The 19,954-nt window shown below is 49.5% G+C and carries 8 protein-coding genes; all 8 read right to left on the bottom strand.

Going from position 1 to position 19,954, the window contains the following annotated elements; all coding sequences use genetic code 11:
• Window positions 1–103: 103 nt before the first annotated feature.
• On the bottom strand, window positions 104–13,909 hold the full coding sequence (locus PBN151_RS32045; protein WP_370510448.1) for an amino acid adenylation domain-containing protein: 13,806 nt from the start codon (window positions 13,907–13,909) through the stop codon (window positions 104–106).
• Window positions 13,910–14,661: 752 nt separating this feature from the next.
• Window positions 14,662–15,228, bottom strand: coding sequence for a hypothetical protein (locus PBN151_RS22350; RefSeq protein ID WP_139295403.1), 567 nt, complete (start codon window positions 15,226–15,228; stop codon window positions 14,662–14,664).
• 151 nt (window positions 15,229–15,379) lie between these two features.
• A complete protein-coding gene (locus PBN151_RS22345) occupies window positions 15,380–16,546 on the bottom strand; it encodes an alanyl-tRNA editing protein (RefSeq protein WP_072730750.1) in 1,167 nt (388 codons plus the stop codon).
• Between the two features lie 38 nt (window positions 16,547–16,584).
• Window positions 16,585–17,016 (bottom strand): hypothetical protein, encoded by a 432-nt coding sequence (locus PBN151_RS22340; RefSeq protein ID WP_072730749.1) that lies wholly within the window; start codon window positions 17,014–17,016, stop codon window positions 16,585–16,587.
• 196 nt (window positions 17,017–17,212) lie between these two features.
• Window positions 17,213–17,680, bottom strand: coding sequence for an NUDIX hydrolase (locus PBN151_RS22335; protein WP_072730748.1), 468 nt, complete (start codon window positions 17,678–17,680; stop codon window positions 17,213–17,215).
• 308 nt (window positions 17,681–17,988) lie between these two features.
• Window positions 17,989–18,783 carry a hypothetical protein gene (locus tag PBN151_RS22330; RefSeq protein ID WP_072730747.1) on the bottom strand — a complete coding sequence of 265 codons (795 nt, stop codon included), beginning with the start codon at window positions 18,781–18,783 and terminating at the stop codon, window positions 17,989–17,991.
• A 191-nt stretch (window positions 18,784–18,974) separates the two neighbouring features.
• Window positions 18,975–19,304: a hypothetical protein gene (locus PBN151_RS22325; protein ID WP_083545283.1), complete on the bottom strand. Its 330-nt coding sequence runs from the start codon at window positions 19,302–19,304 to the stop codon at window positions 18,975–18,977.
• A gap of 131 nt (window positions 19,305–19,435) precedes the next feature.
• Window positions 19,436–19,726: an alpha/beta fold hydrolase gene (locus tag PBN151_RS22320; protein WP_227774954.1), complete on the bottom strand. Its 291-nt coding sequence runs from the start codon at window positions 19,724–19,726 to the stop codon at window positions 19,436–19,438.
• Window positions 19,727–19,954 lie beyond the last annotated feature (228 nt).

The raw sequence follows: 19,954 nt of genomic DNA, 5'->3' as shown, positions 1-19,954 counted from the left end.
GGCTCCAATCACAAGGGAGCTGCTGCGAGGTTAAATATATGCTCAGTTTAGATGTCAATCCTGGAATCATGTGAGATCGAAACCAAGTTACACAGCCATAGCACTACACGTGCTGGATCAAGCTTCTCATCTCATTCACTGGTAAGTATCCGGAATTTTGCAAGTAGGTCACGATTTTTTGCATATACAGTGCATCAATTTTCGGCCAATAAAATCCGGCCTTGCTTAAGGCGATTTGTGTTTGTAACGAATCATGCTTGACAATGGCATAATCGCCTTCAAGCTGTTCTCCTGCTGCCATTAACATTTGAATGTCATGAATGTGCTTATCATCCTGAGATAATCGAAGCATAAGATCCTGGAACGCCGCACCATCCAACAAAGCAATCTCATGCCCCGACTTGTGTAGCAATTGCACGACCTCGCCAAGTCCAACTTTGTGATGATTGTACACATGGAAAACGTAGTTTTCCCCAGCGCTTGCATCTGCTTTTATTAAGGCAACGACGGCTCTGCTGCACGCATCAACAGGAGTAAACTCTATATCATTAGATATGAATTGGTTCGATGCAACCCCATGTTGCAACATAAATTTGAAGCGGCTCATAAATGCATTGTCCGCGATATTATGTTGATGTTGCCCATCACTGTGCCGGTTGGTCAGATTGCCCACCCGGTAAATGGCAGCGTCCACCCCATTCGAGATCGCTTGGAACAGTGCATGTTCCGCCCAAAATTTACTTTTCACATACACATTATCCTCATAATTTTGTTGAACGTAAAAATCATTTTCGGTAAATACATGCTGCTCTTCCCCAAATGTAATATGACCTGATACGCTCATCGTGGACATATAATGCAGTCTTTTATTACGCCCTACGAACGATATAAGCTCTTCAAGCGTTGTTACATTCGCTTTTTCAAAATCAGCGTAATTACCGAAGTGTTTGGTCAACGCGGCAGAATGGATGACACTACTGATCGTACTGTCAAGTTGAGCATATTCAGCATCGCTTAGGCCGAATTGTTTCTCAGATAAATCCCCCTTTACGATAACAACCCGGCTGCTTAGCATAACTTTATACTTTTCAAACTTGTCATGAAAGTAAAAGGAAATCTGTTCCAACAACCGATTCCGTGGGTCTCTTCCCCGAATCAAACAATATACTCTGCTATTGGTTCCATCCAGCAGCTCCGCAAGTAAATGTATGCCCAGGTAACCCGTGACCCCTGTAAGCAATACATTACCGATAGGGTCGTAGGTTGCATGAGCGATGTCTTTCTTCGGAGGCTTGAGAAATTGCAGCCTAGATGTATCGGAATGCAAGTATTTTTTTGAACCATGGTCAATCTTTTGCGCGATTTTTTGTATGGTTTGCAGATCGTAGTAATCCTTAACCGTTACATGCCATCCTTCTGTCAGCCCTTTTGCCAATGCCTCCATAATTTTCATGGAGTGCCCGCCTAAGTCAAAGAAGGAATCGTGGACGCCAATTGAAGTTTCCTTCATCCCTAACACGCTTGACCAAATCTGTACAAGTTTTCTCTCTGTTGCATGACGAGGCGCGATATAACTTGCAGATGTTTGCAGTACACTGTCGATTTTCGGGAGAGATTTCGTATCGATTTTCCCGTTCGGCGTTAACGGCAAACTGTCCAGTTGCACAAAATACGTCGGAACCATATAGCTTGGCAATCGCTCGCTCAAGTATGTCCGCCATTCCTGTGCGCTGCCTTCTCCGACCAGATACGCCGCCAGTTGCTTTTCCCCTGGCCTATCTTCCCGCACGATGACGACAGCATGCTTGATCGCCGGCAACTGACTTAGCACCATTTCAATCTCTCCGAGCTCAATCCGAAATCCTCTGATTTTCACCTGGTCGTCGATCCTGCTTACATAGATCAGGTTGCCGTCCGGCTGGTACTTTACAGCATCTCCCGTTCTGTACATTTTCGCTCCATACTCACCGCTGAAAGGATCCGGAAGGAATCGCTCCTCTGTCAGCTCTGGACGATTCAAGTATCCACGAGTGACCCCTGCCCCGCCAATGTACAGCTCCCCGACGACACCGATTGGTACAGGTTGTTGATGTGGATCCAACACGTATAACTTCGTATTCGCTATTGGTCCTCCAATTGGCGGTATGCCCTCCTGCAAGGGGCTGACCTCTGTTGCTGTAGCCACGACTGTACACTCTGTAGGGCCGTAGTTGTTGATGAGTACAAAAGGCAATGAAGCTGGCGGCGACTGCCGCAGCATATCCCCCGCCGTCAGCAAACAGCGTAACGATGTATGCGACGGCCAGGGCAGATGAATCATGATTTCGGCCATCTGCGTTGGCATAAAACCGATCGTAATTTGCTGGTCAACGACCCAATTCTGCAACGCTGCAGGATCCGTTCTTACGCTTTCCTTGCACACATGCAAACTAGCGCCTCTGCTCAGATAGGGCCATATTTCTGCCACTGCGGCATCAAATGCGATGCTTGCTATTTGACTCGCACGATCTTGCTCCGTAACTTGGAAAAATTGCTGGTGCCAGAACACCATATTGATCAGTGTGTGATGCTCGACCATAACCCCTTTCGGATTCCCTGTAGTTCCTGAGGTGTAAATCAGATAGGCCATGTTGTGCGGCGTCGTGGCGATTGACGGATTCCGGTCGCTCTCCTGTGACAGCATCTCCTGATCGGCAGCGCTGTCCAGACAGATGCGCGTGATCGGCTCCGGCACCCAACCGCTTGTCTCACTCTGGGTCACCATCAACTCAATTCCCGCATCCTGGGTCATGTAAGTCAAGCGCTGCTGCGGATACGACGGATCCATCGGCACATACGCGCCACCAGCTTTTAAGATCCCCAGGATCCCGACGATCAGGTCCGCCGAGCGTTCCATGCAGATCCCAACCAGCGTCTCCGGCTTCACGCCTTTCTTCCGCAAGTAGTGCGCCAGTTGGTTCGCCCGCGCATTCAGTTCCCCATACGTCAGCTGGCGGTCTTCGTCAACGACTGCCACCGCTTCCGGCCGTGCTGCCGCCTGCTCCTCGAACAGCTCCTGAATTACCGGATCCCGTGGATACGCCGTCTCCGTCCGGTTCCATATCTCCAGTTGCTGCTTCGTTTCTGCTTCGCTAATCAACTGCATCTGGCCTATCGATCGCTCTGGATGCTCCGCCACTTCATGCAGCCATCGCTCGAAGTGTACCGCCATCCGCTCGATGGTTGACGCGTCGAATAAGTCCGTGCTGTATTCGAAGCTGACGCGCATACCCTCTTCGGCTTCTTGCACGCCTACCGTCAAGTCGAACTTCGAGACCGACATAAAGCTGCTTATCGTATCCATCCGGCGTTCCAAGTCCATTGGCAGCTCGCTCGGACGGCTTTGAAGCGTAAATACCGTCTGAAACAATGGCGCATAGCTCGCCGACCGCTCCGGCTGCAGCGCCGCCACGATCTTCTCGAACGGGATGTCCTGATGCTCCTGCGCTTTCCATGCTTTCCCGCGCACTTGCGACACCAACTCCCGGAAGCTCGGATTGGCCGACACATCCGCACGGTACACCAAGGTGTTGACAAAGAATCCTATCATCCCCTCAATTTCCTCGTAATGCCGGTTCGCAATCGGACTGCCGACGGCGATATCTGTCTGTCCCGTATAGCGGGAGAGGAAACCTTGGTAGGCGGCGAGCAGTGTCATGAATAACGTCGCTCCCTCTTGACGACTGAGCGCTTTTAACTTGACGAGCAAAGCGGCTGGAAGATCCACTTCATACAGCTCTCCCCGATAGCTTTGCTGCGCTGGACGCGGACGATCCGTCGGCAGCTGCAGCACTGGCAGTTCCCCGCCTAGCTCTTCCTCCCAGTACGCCAACTGACGGTTCATCACGTCTTCGCTCAGCCAGTTCCGCTGCCAATGCGCGTAGTCGGCATATTGCAAAGATAGCGGTGCCAATGCCGCTGGCTGCCCTCCCGCAAACGCCTCATATAGTGCGAGCCACTCCCGGACGAAAATGTCCAGCGACCATCCGTCAAAGATGATATGGTGCAGCGTGCACAGCAGCACCCAATCGTTCTCTCCCATCGCGATGGCCTGCGTCCGGATTAACGGCCCCTCAGCCAGTTGGAACGGTTTGTCTGCCTCCGCTTGCATGAGCGACTTCATCTCGCGCTCTCTGTCCTCGCTTGCCAGATGGCGAAGGTCCGTCATAGGCAGACGCTCAGGCTGGTGTTCGCGAATGATCTGTACCGGCTCGCCGTTCGCCTCGCCAATGACGGTGCGCAGCACTTCATGACGCTGGATCAGCGCATCGTAGGCTTGTTCCAACGCATCCAGCTTCCAGGCTCCCTGCAATCGCCATGCGCATGGAATATTGTACAGCGGACTGTTCGGTTCCAGTTGATCGAGGAACCAGAGCCGCTGCTGGGCATACGATACCGGCATATGCACGCCTCGTTCCACCGCTTGAATCGGCGGACGCTTCTCCCCTTCTCCACCTTGCGCTAACAGCGTTAATTGGCGGGATAAGCTCTCGATCGTCGGGTATTGGAACAGGTCGCGCACTGCCACCTCCACGCCGAACACCTCGCGCAGACGCGAAACCGCCTGCGCCGCCAGCAGCGAGTGGCCTCCCAAATCAAAGAAGGAATCATAGATACCGAACCTCTCCACACCAAGCAGTTGGCCCCATACCGCCGATACGAGCTCCTCTCCTGGCGTTTGCGGCGCCGCATAGCCCTCTTGCGACGACACTGTCGGGATCGGCAGTGCCCGCGTATCTATCTTCCCGTTCGGCGTTAACGGCAAACTGTCCAGTTGTACAAAATACGTCGGCACCATATAGCTTGGCAAGCGCTCGCTCAAGTATGTCCGCCATTCCTGTGCGCTGCCTTCTCCGACCAGATACGCCGCCAGTTGCTTTTCCCCTGGCCTATCTTCCCGCACGATGACGACAGCTTGCTTGATCGTCGGCAACTGACTTAGCACCATTTCAATCTCTCCGAGCTCAATCCGGAATCCTCTGATTTTCACCTGGTCGTCGATCCTGCTTACATAGATCAGGTTGCCGTCCGGCTGATACTTTACAGCATCTCCCGTTCTGTACATTCTCGCTCCAGACTCACCGCTGAAAGGATCCGGAAGGAATCGCTCCTCCGTCAGCTCTGGACGATTCAAGTATCCACGGGTAACCCCTGCCCCGCCAATGTACAGCTCCCCGACGACACCGATTGGTACAGGTTGTTGATGGCGATCCAATACGTATAACTTCGTATTCGCTATTGGCCCTCCAATCGGCGGTACGCCCTCCTGCAAAGGGCTGACCTCTGTTGCTGTAGCCACGACTGTACACTCTGTAGGACCGTAGTTGTTGATGAGTGCAAAAGGCAATGAAGCTGGCGGAGACTGCCGCAGCATATCCCCCCCCGTCAGCAAACAGCGTAACGATGTATGCGACGGCCAGGGCAGATGAATCATGATTTCGGCCATCTGCGTTGGCATAAAACTGATCGTAATTTGCTGGTCAACGACCCAATCCTGCAACGCTTCAGGATCCGTTCTTACGCTTTCCTTGCACACATACAAACTGGCGCCTCTGCTCAAGCAGGGCCATATTTCTGCAACTGCAGCATCAAATGCGATGCTTGCTATTTGACTCACACGATCCTGTTCCGTTACTTGATAAAATTGCTGATGCCAGAACACCATGTTGATCAGTGTGTGATGTTCGACCATAACCCCTTTCGGATTCCCTGTAGTTCCTGAGGTGTAAATCAGATAGGCCATGTTGTGCGGCGTCGTGGCGATTGACGGATTCCGGTCGCTCTCCTGTGACAGCATCTCCTGATCCGCAGCGCTGTCCAGACAGATGCGCGTAATCGGCTCCGGCACCCATCCGCTTGCCTCGCTCTGGGTCACCATCAACTCAATTCCTGCATCGTGGACCATGTAAGTCAGACGCTGCTGCGGATACGACGGATCCATCGGCACATACGCACCCCCGGCTTTTAAGATCCCCAGGATCCCGACGATCAGATCCGCCGAGCGTTCCATGCAGATCCCGACCAGCGTCTCTGGCTTCACGCCTTTCTTCCGCAAGTAGTGCGCCAGTTGGTTCGCCCGCGCATTCAGTTCCCCATACGTCAGCTGGCGATCCTCGTCAACGACTGCCACCGCCTCCGGCTGTGCCGCCGCCTGCTCCTCGAACAGTTCCTGAATTACCGGATCCCGTGGATACGCCGTCTCCGTCCGGTTCCATATCTCCAGTTGCTGCTTCGTTTCTGCTTCGCTAATCAACTGCATCTGGCCTATCGATCGCTCTGGATGCTCCGCCACTTCATGCAGCCATCGCTCGAAGTGTGCCGCCATCCGCTCGATGGTTGACGCGTCGAACAAGTCCGTGCTGTATTCGAAGCCGACGCGCATCCCCTCTTCGACTTCTTGCACGCCTACCGTCAAGTCGAACTTCGCGACCGACATAAAGCTGCTTATCGTATCCATCCGGCATTCCGAGTCCACCGGCAGCTCGCTCGGACGGTTTTGCAGCGTAAACATCGTCTGAAACAATGGCGCATAGCTCGCCGACCGCTCCGGCTGCAGTGCCGCCACGATCTTCTCAAACGGGATGTCCTGATGCTCCTGCGCTTTCCATGATTTCCCGCGAACTTGCGACACCAACTCACGGAAGCTCGGATTGGCCGACACATCCGCACGGTGCACAAGGGTGTTGACAAAGAATCCGATCATCCCCTCGATTTCCCCGTAATGCCTGTTCGCAATCGGACTGCCGACGGCGATATCCGTCTGTCCCGTATAGCGGGAGAGGAAACCTTGGTAGGCGGCGAGCAGCGTCATGAATAACGTTGCTCCCTCTTGACGACTGAGCGCTTTTAGCTTGATGAGCAAATCGGCCGGAAGATCCGCTTCATACCGCTCTCCCCGGTAGCTTTGCTGCGCTGGACGCGGACGATCCGTCGGCAGTTGCAGCACAGGCAGTTCCCCGCCCAGTTCTTCCTCCCAGTACGCCAACTGACGGTTCATCACGTCTTCGCTCAGCCAGTTCCGCTGCCAATGCGCGTAGTCGGCATATTGCAAAGATAGCGGTGCCAACTCCGCTGGCTGCCCTTCCGCAAACGCCTCATACAGCGCGAGCCATTCCCGTACAAAAATGTCCAACGACCATCCGTCAAATATAATATGGTGCAGCGTGCACATCAGCACCCAATCGTTCTCTCCCATCGCGATGGCCTGTGCCCGGATTAACGGCCCCTCAGCCAGTTGGAACGGTTTGTCTGCCTCCGCTTGCATGAGCGACTTCATCTCGCGCTCTCTGTCCTCGCTTGCCAGATGGCGAAGGTTCGTCACAGGCAGACGCTCGGGCTGGTGTTTACGAATAATCTGCACCGGCTCGCCGTTCGCCTCGCCAATGACAGTACGCAGCACTTCATGACGCTGGATCAGCGCATCGTAGGCTTGTTCCAACGCATCCAGCTTCCAGGCTCCCTGCAACCGCCATGCGCATGGAATATTGTACAGCGGACTGTTCGGTTCCAGTTGATCGAGGAACCAGAGCCGCTGCTGGGCATACGATGCCGGCATATGCACGCCTCGTTCCACCGCTTGAATCGGCGGACGCTTCTCCCCTTCTCCACCTTGCGCTAACAGCGTTAATCGACGGGATAAGCTCTCGATCGTCGGGTATTGGAACAGGTCGCGCACTGCCACCTCCACGCCGAACACCTCGCGCAGACGCGAAACTGCCTGCGTCGCCAGCAGCGAGTGGCCTCCCAAATCAAAGAAGGAATCATAGCTACCGATCCTCTCCACACCAAGCAGCTGGCTCCATACCGCCGCAACGAGCTCCTCCGCTGGCGTTTGTGGCGCTGCATAGCCCTCTTGATTCCACGACGACACTGTCGGAATCGGTAGTGCCCTCGTATCGATCTTCCCGTTCGGCGTTAACGGCAAACTGTCCAGTTGCACAAAATACGTCGGCACCATATAGCTTGGCAATCGCTCGGTCAAGTATGTCCGCCATTCCTGCGCGCTGCCTTCGCCGACCAGATACGCCGCCAGCTGCTTTTCCCCGGGCCTGTCTTCCCGCACGACGACGGATGCCTGCCGCAGAGTCGGGTGCTGGCTGAGCACCGTTTCGATCTCCCCGACTTCGATCCGGAATCCTCTGATTTTTACCTGTTTGTCCATCCGCCCTAAATAAACCAGATTCCCATCGGGCATCCACTTTACCCAATCCCCTGTCCGGTACATGCGCTCTCCCGCAACGAACGGATTGGATACGAATTTGTCTGCTGTCAGGTCAGGCTGGTTCAAATACCCGCGTGCCACGCCGTCTCCGCCCAGACAAAGCTCCCCCGGCACGCCGACAGGATTCAAGTGATTGTGCTGATTGACCACATACGCCGTCGAGTTGCCTATCGGTTTACCGATAGGGATCTGTTCCTCATACGCACGGTCACGGTCAATCAAGAAACACGTGGAGAACGTCGTATTCTCGGTCGGACCGTACCCGTTCCACAGCGACAATTCAGGAGAAGAACGCAGCACCTGATTGACATGAACCGGCGACAATGCGTCCCCGCCGATGATGAGATGCTGAAGACCTGCGAACAGGGCAGCGTCTTTTTGAACAAGCTGGTTGAACAATGGAGATGTCAGCCACATCGTCGTCAACTGATGACGATGTACAAACGCCGCCAGCGCGGGCGCATCCAGCAACGTTTCCCTTGGGATAGGATACAGCGATCCTCCGTTTAGCAGCGCGCCGAACACTTCAAACGTGCTGGCATCGAACCCGATCGCACCGGTTTGAGCCATTCTATCTTCGGCGCTGAAAGGGATGTAGCCCGCTTGTTTCACCAGACGAACCACGTTGCGCTGCTCCACAACGACGCCTTTCGGGTTTCCGGTAGATCCTGACGTATACATGACGTAAGCTGCGTTTTGCGGTGTCGTCATGGCCGGCGGATTCCAATCGCTCTCCTGTGACAGCATCTCTTGATCCGCAGCTCTGTCCAGACAGATGCGCGTGATCGGCTCCGGCACCCATCCGCTTGCCTCGCTCTGGGTCACCAGAAACTCAATTCCTGCATCGTGGGCCATGTAAGTCAGACGCTGCTTCGGATACGACGGATCCATCGGCACATACGCGCCCCCGGCTTTCAGGATCCCCAGGATCCCGACGATCAGATCCGCCGAGCGTTCCAAGCAGATTCCAACCAGCGTCTCCGGCTTCACGCCTTTTTTTTGCAAGCAGCGCGCCAGTTGGTTAGCCCGCGCATTCAGTTCCCCATACGTCAGCTGGCGGTCTCCGTCAACAACAGCCACCGCTTCCGGCCTTGCCGCCACCTGCTCCTCGAACAGCTCCTGAATCACCTGATCCCGTGGATACGCCGTCTCCGTCCGGTTCCATATCTCCAGTTGCTGCTTCGTTTCTGCTTCGCTAATCAACTGCATCTGGCCTATCGATCGCTCCGGATACTCCGCCACTTCATGCAGCCATCGCTCGAAGTGTGCCGCCATCCGCTCGATGGTTGACGCGTCGAACAAGTCCGTGCTGTATTCGAAGCTGACGCGCATCCCCTCTTCGACTTCTTGCACACCTACCGTCAAGTCGAACTTCGCGACCGACATAAAGCTGCTTATCGTGTCCATCCGGCGTTCCGAGTTCATCGGCAGCTCGCTCGGACGGCTTTGCAGCGTAAACATCGTCTGAAACAATGGCGAATAGCTCGCCGACCGCTCCGGCTGCAGCGCCGCCACGATCTTCTCAAACGGGATGTCCTGATGCTCCTGCGCTTTCCATGCTTTCCCGCGCACTTGCGATATCAACTCCCGGAAGCTCGGATTGGCTGACACATCTGCACGGTACACAAGGGTGTTGACAAAAAATCCGATCATCTCCTCGATTTCCCCGTAATGCCGGTTCGCAATCGGACTGCCGACGGTGATATCCGTCTGTCCCGTATAGCGGGAGAGGAATCCTTGGTAGGCGGCGAGCAGCGTCATGAATAACGTCGCTCCCTCTTGACGGCTGAGCGCTTTTAGCTTGACGAGCAAAGCGGCCGGAAGATCAGTTTCATACCGCTCTCCCCGGTAGCTTTGCTGCGCCGGACGCGGACGATCCGTCGGCAGCTGCAGCACAGGCAGCTCCCCGCCCAGCTCTTCCTCCCAGTACGCCAACTGACGGTTCATCACGTCTTCGCTCATCCAGCTCCGCTGCCAATGCGCGTAGTCGGCATATTGCAACGATAGCGGTGCCAATGCCGCTGGCTGCCCTCCTGCAAACGCCTCATATAGTGCAAGCCATTCCCGAACGAATATGTCCAGCGACCATCCGTCAAATATGATATGGTGCAGCGTGCACAGCAGCACCCAATCGTTCTCTCCCATCGCGATGGCCTGCGCCCGGATTAACGGTCCCTCAGCCAGTTGGAACGGCTTGTCTGCCTCCGCTTGCATATGCGATTTCAGCTCGCGCTCCCTGTCCTCGCTTGCCAGATGACGAAGATCCGTCACAGGCAGACGCTCAGGCTGATGTTCGCGAATGATCTGCACCGGCTCGCCGTTCGCCTCGCCAATGACAGTGCGAAGCGCTTCATGACGCTGAATCAGCGCATGGTAGGCTTGTTCCAACGCGTCCAGCTTCCAGGCTCCCTGTAACCGCCATGCGCATGGAATATTGTACAGCGGACTGTTCGGTTCCAGTTGATCGAGGAACCAGAGCCGCTGCTGGGCATACGATGCTGGCATATTTACGCCTCGTTCCACCGCTTGAATCGGCGGTCGCTTCGCCCCTTCTCCCCCTTGAGCTAACAGCGTTAATCGGCGGGATAAGCCTTCGATCGTCGGGTGTTGGAACAGGTCGCGCACCGCCACCTCCACGCCGAACACCTCGCGCAGACGCGAAACCGCTTGCGTCGCCAGCAGCGAGTGGCCTCCCAAATCAAAGAAGGAATCATAGATACCGATCCTCTCCACGCCAAGCAGTTGGCTCCATACCGCGGAAACAAGCTCCTCCGCCGGAGTTTGCGGCGCCGCATAGTCCTCTTGCGACGACACTGTCGGAATCGGCAGCGCCCTCGTATCGATTTTCCCGTTCGGCGTTATCGGTAAACTATCAAGTTGCACAAAAAATGTTGGCACCATATAGCTTGGCAATCGCTCGCTCAAGTATGCCCGCCATTCCTGCGTGCTGCCTTCTCCGACCAGATATGCCGCCAGTTGCTTTTCCCCCGGCCTGTCTTCCCGCACGACGACGGTCGCCTGTCGCAGAGTCGGATGTTGGTTGAGAATCGCCTCAATCTCACCAACTTCGATCCGGAATCCTCTGATTTTCACCTGTTTGTCCATCCGCCCTAAATAAACCAGATTTCCATCGGGCATCCGCTTCACCCAATCCCCTGTCCGGTACATGCGCTCTCCCGCAACGAACGGATTGGACACGAATTTGTCCGCTGTCATGTCAGGCTGGTTCAAATACCCGCGCGCAACGCCGTCTCCGCCCAGACAAAGCTCTCCCGGTACGCCGACAGGATTTAAGTGATTGTGCTGATTGACCACATACGCCGTCGAGTTGCCGATCGGTTTACCGATAGGGATCTGTTCCTCATACGCACGGTCAATCAAGAAACAAGTTGAGAACGTCGTATTCTCGGTCGGACCGTACCCGTTCCACAGCGACAATTCAGGAGAAGAACGCAGCACCTGATTGACATGAACCGGCGACAGCGCATCCCCGCCGATGATGAGATGCTGAAGACCCGCGAACATAGCAGCGTCTTTTTGAACGAGCTGGTTGAACAATGGAGATGTCAACCACATCGTCGTCAACTGATGACGATGTACAAACGCCGCCAGCGCGGGCGCATCCAGCAACGTTTCCCTTGGGATAGGATACAGCGATCCTCCGTTCAGCAGCGCGCCGAACACTTCAAACGTGCTGGCATCGAACCCGATCGCACCGGTTTGAGCCATTCTATCTTCGGCGCTGAAAGGGATGTAGCCCGCTTCTTTCACCAGACGAACCACGTTGCGCTGCTCCACAACGACGCCTTTCGGGTTTCCAGTAGATCCTGACGTATACATGACGTAAGCTGCATTTTGCGATGTCGTCATGACCGGCGGATTCCGATCGCTCTCCTGTGACAGCATTTTCTGATCGGCAGCGCTGTCCAGACAGATGCGCGTGATAGGCTCCGGCACCCATCCGCTTGCCTCGTTCAGGGTTACCATTAACTCAATCCCCGCATCGTGAGTCATGTAAGTCAAGCGCTGCTGCGGATACGACGGATCCATCGGCACATATGCGCCCCCGGCTTTCAAGATCCCCATGATCCCGACGATTAGATCCGCCGAGCGTTCCATGCAGATTCCAACCAGCGTCTCCGGCTTCACACCCTTCTTTCGCAAACAGTGCGCCAGTTGGTTGGCCCGCGCATTCAGTTCCCCATACGTCAGCTGGCGGGCTTCGTCAACGACTGCCACCGCTTCCGGCCGTGCCGCCGCCTGCTCCTCGAACAGCTCCTGAATCACCTGATCCCGTGGATACGCCGTCTTCGTCCGGTTCCATGCCACCAGTTGCTGCTGCTCCTCATCCTGAGATAAAAGACGAATGTCAGCCATTCTTTCTTCAGCATTATCCAGCACCGTATGAATAAAATGATCAAAATGACGAATCCATCTTTGAATTGAATCTTCATGAAAAATATCTTTATTATATTCAAAATTCGCTGCAATCGTTCCATTACTTTCCTGTTCAACAAATAAAGTCAGATCGAATTTGGAGACCTTCTTTTCCAAAGGAAACGGAGCGAGCTTTAACCCGTGCAAATCGAAAACATTTGTAGCATTGCCCAGAAAAATAGCCGCATCTTGTTTGCAAGCTTTTTGCAGTACAAACCCCGCTTGGAAAACTGCTGGAATACTCATATCACGCTGAAGACTGTTTTCGCTAACCATAAGCGAGAAGGGATAATCCTGATGATTGGTACAATCCGTTAATTCTTCTTGTACTTGCAGAAGCAATTGTTTAAAAGAGTCATTTTCACTAAAACGCATCCGAATCGGAAGTAAATTCACAAAGTAACCACAAGAATGATGGAAATCTCGATTTTTTCTACCGTATCTGGGCGTTCCAACGATAATTTCGTTTTGCCCCGATAACCGATGTAAAAAAGCAGAGTAGAGAGCTAATAACACGCGATTCAAAGACTTGTCTTCTTTATTGCAAAATGCAGACAGCTTCTCGCTCGTTTTCGCCTGCAAGGCAAAAGGCGCCAATCCCCCGGCAAAAGCAGGAACAGGCGGACGCTTCTTATCAACTGGCAGTTCCAGCACAGGAAGTTCGCCTGATAGTTTATGTTTCCAGAACTGCGCTGATGTTTGCCCGGCTTCGCTCTGTAACAGGCTTTCCTGCCAACTGACAAAATCCGAATACGAGAACTCCACGCATTGCAGTTGGGTATTCTCTTGCAGATCTCCGTTATATAAACGTTTATACAATAAACCAAACTCATCTAATATCAGAGATAAAGACCAGCCGTCAAAAACAATATGATGGAGTATGATGTACAGCACATAATGTTCCTCGCTAAAACACAGCAACCTGACTTTAAACAATGGCCCATTGCTCAGGTCAAAACTCTCCTGAGACTCTGCCAACAGGTACTGGTTAACTGCCGACTCTCCCCAATCCCCTACTGCGATTGACTTGAAATCGAGAACTGGTTCGCTATACACTTTTTGCACATGCTCTTCTTCCATTATAAAGACAGTTCGGTAACATTCATGACGTTTTACGAATTCAATAAAAGCATTTTGTACAGTTTCTATATCCAGCTTTGAATAAATATGCCACGCAAACGATTCATTGTAGCAAGTGTTGTTTGGATACATCGAATCATGCGATAAAAGCGGGATTTGTCCCTTTGACAACGGAATTGTTTTGATAAACGTTTTACTTGACAAGTAAACCATCCCTTTCCGAATATGATTTTTTACATGTTCCCATACTCTGTTTCCTCACATCCGTACAGTACAGTTATTGAATTCATAATCAATGACGCTCTATTCAAGACGGACGTCACCACTTCCTTCCCTTCAATTTGCTGGCACCTTGTCGCCCTAATCGTGGCGACAAATGGTACCTTTTGTAATTATATAAAGGAATTATTAAGAATCATGTCGAAATCCGTTAATTTTTTGTAACACAATACGAATTGTTGTTTTTTTGACATAATTGTAAAGTTTATGATCTATACCCAAAATGTGCATCCACCAATCCAAAATATGAGTTATGAACAGCTTCACTCCAGAAAAACGAAAGTAACACAAAGAAAGCCCGTACCTTAAAGGCACGAGCCGCCGACATTTATGTTCAAGCTTAACGATATTTAATCTTCAAATCACCGGCACAGGGTAATGTACGTATCTCTTGATGAAGGCTTCTACGAAACATCTGCTAGAGATCAAGGGCCGCATTGCCCGCATGCGAATATTGTGTTAGGCGATCGATCTGCCATCCACTTGCAAACCTCATGTTCGTAATGAAGAGCTCTTGGGGGACAATGGTTTTAAGACATTAACCATCCTCTTAACTAGAGCTTTCGATTGTATGATCAAAAACATGATGGGTGTTTTCTGCCCTATTATTGCTTCATTTCTGAGAATAATAAACCGTTCGATGCAATCCTCCAGCCTGCGTTTTGTATATATTCATATTCTACTTTTGAAGTTTTAACGTCTCTTTCTCCGTCTAAGCCTACATACATATCAAGAATTGCCTTTGTTCTGTTCCCATTCTGTTCGATGGTAACATTGCGTATAGAATCCTTTGATTGTTGGGAGTAACCTCCGTCGAATAATTCCGCCAGAACTCCGTTTGTATCATGTTGTATACGGAAATCTCCCATGATTTCTTCAATGTACTTCGGAGTGTAAAATGGATCAAGCTTGTTTCTAATGTCCACTTCAGTTGTTGCATCACAAATATAAGTAAAGTAGTGATCTTCTGATTGAAAGCTATCACACCCGGGATCTAACGCTTTGTTACGATCCATCTGGCCAAATACAACAATCGTCGATAACTGGTTTTCGCCTTCTATGGCCAATCGAATCGCTTCTTCTTTCGTTAATTCTTGCTCGACATTTGTCGTACAGCCAACCAGCAGAAAAAGCATAGATAACAACAATATCTCTAATTTTACTATTTTCAATTTGATCGTCCCTTTTCATTGGCCTGAACATTTTATGTATTTGCTAGTCAATGCCCTCGATGACAGGTGTAAATACGTCGCAACCCAGCTTTAGATAGCTGGTATCTTAGGCTGGGCCGCGTGTTGTCTGTTTTAAACAAATCTATTTCCCTTATAATGACTCTGCTGCAAATTGATAAAATGCCTCTGCATCCTCTCGAGTAGCAAATCCGGCCTGTGCCATCTTGTCGCTGCCTCCGCCTTTGCCCCGATAATCGGCCAAATGCTGTTTGAAGAAGGCACCGCAGGCAAGACCATCCTCTCCTCCTCGGGCGAGCAGTACCTTATGATCAGAGTTGGACATGAAAAGCACGATAACGTCACCTTGTTCGGTGAGCTTAGCAGCCAAGTTCTGCATGTCCTTCAGCATCTTATCCGTGAATACATGCTTAACTAAGCTCCCCTGACGGTCTGCCAACAGCTTCTCAGCCAGATAAGCATCATTCTCAGCCTTCACCGCATTCAATTCAGCTTGCAGCTGCTTCTGCTCCTGATCCCATTTTTCAATCCGATCCAAGATCTCTTCCTTTCCCGTATTGAATCGGGCCGCTAGACTACCGAGAATCTCCACACCGGCATTAAATTCGTTCAACGCACGGTATCCACACTTAAAATAGATACGCATATGCCCCTTCTGCTTCTCAGCTCTCAACAGCTTGATCATTCCAATCTCACCTGTTGCTGAGACGTGTGTGCCGCCACAAGCGTTATACTCGATACCTTCGATTTCAACGATCCGAATATCGTCAGTTACCTTGGGCTGCTTCACAAGCGGCAGCTCCGCAGCTTGCGCTTGAGTCACAACATAATTCGTGACCTTGCGATTCAGGTAAATCTGATCATTAACCTCCAGTTCCAACATCATAAGCTGATCCTTCGGCAAATCAGGTCGGGCAACATCAATCGTGGCATAATCCTCACCTAGGTGGAAGCTGAGCGTCTCCGCCTGGCATGCTTCCAGACACATAGCTGACAGCAGATGCTGACCGCTATGTTGCTGCATATGGTCGAACCTTCTATCCCAATGCAAGCGGCAGTCGACCTCTTCCACCTCAGGAGAATGCTCGACTTTGTGCAGAATTTCCCCTTCCTCGAGAACGACATCAAGAACTGGAATTTTATTGATCCACCCCAGATCGCAGGGCTGTCCCCCACCGTGTGGATAAAAGGCTGTCTCATTCAATACCAGATAGGTTCCATCCTCCCGCTCCAATCTGCGAGTGATTTGTGTCTTCCACTCCCGGATATAGGCGGATTCATAATATAGCTTCTTCGTCATCTTTATGTCCTCACTGTTCCTAGATTACATTTACTTTACTATAAAAGAGCTCTATATTCTTCTGGTATTAACTGAAGTCTTTGCTGAATTGTTAGTAATATACGATACGATTCTAAATCTCGGGTTTCAAGACCGAATCTAGAATCATCCATAATGACTGGCTTATCAAATTCGATAACTTCTACAACTTCCCCAGTATAAATCTCTTCTTTATATTGCTTATATGTAAACTTCTCTTCTTGCTTCACTCTTTCGATTTTCGTAAGTACTCCGTCCATGAAGGAACATTCAAATCGTGTACTTATATACTCACCATCAGCATCTTTTCGATGCTTAAACACGATAATATCCTCACATATAAGGTTGAAAAACACGATATAACCAATATCCGTCCCTGTAAAAACAACTACACTGTCCTCAAAACAATCATAAAAAAATTTCCCTGACGACCAAATACCTAAAGTGTCCATGCTGCATTCATCCTTCAAATGATTGATTATTCAACATGATTCTTCATTCTGAAGAATCTTTCTATATACAACACCATGAATATGTACAAGCATTTTTTGCTTTTCTAATCCCTCAAATAAATTCAACATATCACCAAATGGATCTTCGAAATACGAAGCTAAGTGTTTAAGAATTATTATATTTTCTGAATTGTTTTCAAAATTCATATTTAGCAGGTCGATCCATGTAATTGATTTTATACGTTTTCAATCCTTTATTTGTTCTCCTTACTAGATCTAGTCTCTCATACATCTTATAATACACTTCTCCATAGTTCAGTCCTTCGGGTAATGATTTTATCAATCGTATTTCAGCGATCTCTGATTCCGGTAATTCATCTATTTCCTCTACCTCTGCATAAAATGCCATCCCATAACTATCATGAAACGCATATATGCCTAATGGTGATAATTCAAATTTTATGGAGCCTGTTTCCTCATACAATTCTCTGCTTGCTGTTTCTATAATAAATTCTCCTTCTTCTCTTCTTCCTCCTGGAAGCTCCCAAACTTCTCGATTCCTGTTTCTAATTATAATTAGTTCATTTTTATATTTTGCTATCATAACAACAAACGTAATCTTGTCATGTAAAATGTCATCTAGCTCGTACCATAGAAAATCCATAGGATTGTCATCCCTTCATCTTTTAAGATTCTGAATACAAGAACGATTCAAAAATGACTCAAAATGCCAACCACTTGAATCTCCTGAAATGTTTATGTTTTAATTCAGTCCCCAAACCGATGGTACATATATAATATCCAATTTCATTTTCACTTTATCTCCCTTCATGCTTCAGATAATTTTCGTCTAATGTTTTTATATACACGAAATGACCCAGCCTATGCTCTTATCTTAGGCTAAGTCATCATTCCTTCCACGATTATACAGCTTACAATCAAAGGGCGATAGCCTTGATCGTGTTATTCTTGTTATTCTCCATTTACCGCGATCATCTGCACCACCGGTCGGCCGTCACCCTTCAGTTCGATGTTACCAGCGAGTAGTTGTGAAGACCCGTCCCCGTCTAGAAATATGGCCTCATTCAACTCCCCATTGGCAATACTTCCCTTAATCGCAGTACGAAATTTTTCTGCCGTACATTTGGTAGAAGTAACAACCAGGTATAATTCCCCATAATTATCATAGACCATACCACTGCGAAGGCGCTCGTCATCGGGAAACGGCAACCCTTCTTCTTCAACCGCAATTCTATACCAGTTGCTATCGTCCTTTATATTCATACTGATTCCACCCTGAGCCCAGAAGTTCGCAGCATCTGAGATATGTAGATCATCGACGCTTGTAGCTCGTTGCACGTCGACTATTTTTGTGACCCGATCATAAACGATGGTTCCCCGAGCATATTTGACATTAAACCAGCCTGATCCGTATTCTTTCGGACTTCCGCTTACGGGCATACCATCCATAGCCGCGATGCTTAACAACTGATTTCCCCAAAAGAATCCACCATTTATCCCATTGGTTCCCGATTTCACGACGTTGTCGTTTATGCTATGAAGCGAAATACGACTCGGCTCCGTCTTCAGCACATGAAGAACAACACCGTTATCAGCAGTTATTTGAAAGTAGTTCACTTCTTTTGGATGATCGCCTTTACTTAAGTGCCATATCGTAACGACCTCTAAAATTAGATATAAAGCACATAAATAAAATGGAAAGGAACGTCTTATAACAGCGAATCTTTCATTCGTAATTCCTTTCATATCCGCTCGTCCCCTTATTCGTTACTTGATAATAGATATGACGTTCTTGGAAAATTTCGCTGCGTAGATGGTGTTATAAGTGGTTGGCGCCTTCCATGATTATACATCTGACATTCAAGGAAAAATAGTCTTCTCTATGGTGTTAGATGAGGCCATGACTCTCTTCGAGTTCCTATCGATTCCTGTAATCGCTAACATTCAAAAAAGGGAAACACAGCTATGTACTTATTAAATTTACCTTCCCATTCGTTCCAATCACCTGATCTCAGAGTCCCTGCAATCTGCAGCCCTGATGGTTCTACTGATGCCCATAGAAAGAAGTCAGTTTTACCTTCTTCACCAAACCAACATGGCTGACCAATATGATTCATAATTATTTGAGATGGGAGCAAAGAATAAATTTCAGCCAATCTATCCCATGAATCGTTAGTGAATTTCTCAAAATCCAAACAATATACACGATCAATATTAATAATTGGTTCGTCCTTAATCTCGGAATTATCGTAAAAACAAATTATCAATTTTGTCTCTCCTTATATACACTCGTAAAGATTAACTCGTTACTGTAATAAAAGCCTGATAAAAACCATATCCGCAATTTTAGCGCCAACCTTTCTTTGAGTAAGCAAACCTTTCTCCGGATGTCAATCCATTACCTTACGAGGGTAAGTCCATACGGTAATTCTCGGTCATGAATCCAGGCTTCAACAAGCTTGTTAAATAACTCAGGTTGGGCAAGAGATACTCCATGACCAACATTAGGTATGATAACGCCTTTACAATGGATTGTGTTATCTACGATGTCTAATAAGGATTTCCTCATCATTTTCTTCTCTTTTTCCCCAACCGTAATTAAAATCTTTGATGTAGACTTGCTGAAATCTGTTGGTATACGAAAAGACATGTTTTCTTCTAAAATCTGAATAAGAAGGTTCATATCCATGTTACTGGTTTCTTTATAATAGGTTTCAAACATTTCCTCACCAATGTATAACTGTTTGGCTTGAAGCTTCGAGAAAGTTCGATTTTTTATTAGCCCATAAGTTAACCGGATGGCAGGTTGAATCATTTTATTTACAAATGGAGCTGGTCTAACAAGTGCACTATTTATTATTGAATAATCCGGATTAACCCCATAAATTTGGACACATAGAAACTAATTCTTTCTTTT

Origin of the sequence: Paenibacillus sp. NAIST15-1, from assembly GCF_001894745.1 — a bacterium.
GTDB classification, from domain to species: Bacteria; Bacillota; Bacilli; order Paenibacillales; family Paenibacillaceae; genus Paenibacillus_B; species Paenibacillus_B suaedae.
This window is presented reverse-complemented; position numbering and strand designations above follow the sequence as displayed.

Bases quoted from the DNA above. Each gene is read 5' to 3' on its own strand.
- PBN151_RS32045 (WP_370510448.1), bottom strand. From the start codon at position 13,909: ATGTATCCAAACAACACTTGCTACAATGAATCGTTTGCGTGGCATATT.
- PBN151_RS22345 (WP_072730750.1), bottom strand. From the start codon at position 16,546: ATGACGAAGAAGCTATATTATGAATCCGCCTATATCCGGGAGTGGAAG.
- PBN151_RS22340 (WP_072730749.1), bottom strand. From the start codon at position 17,016: ATGGACACTTTAGGTATTTGGTCGTCAGGGAAATTTTTTTATGATTGT.
- PBN151_RS22335 (WP_072730748.1), bottom strand. From the start codon at position 17,680: ATGGATTTTCTATGGTACGAGCTAGATGACATTTTACATGACAAGATT.
- PBN151_RS22330 (WP_072730747.1), bottom strand. From the start codon at position 18,783: ATGAAAGGAATTACGAATGAAAGATTCGCTGTTATAAGACGTTCCTTT.
- PBN151_RS22320 (WP_227774954.1), bottom strand. From the start codon at position 19,726: ATGGATATGAACCTTCTTATTCAGATTTTAGAAGAAAACATGTCTTTT.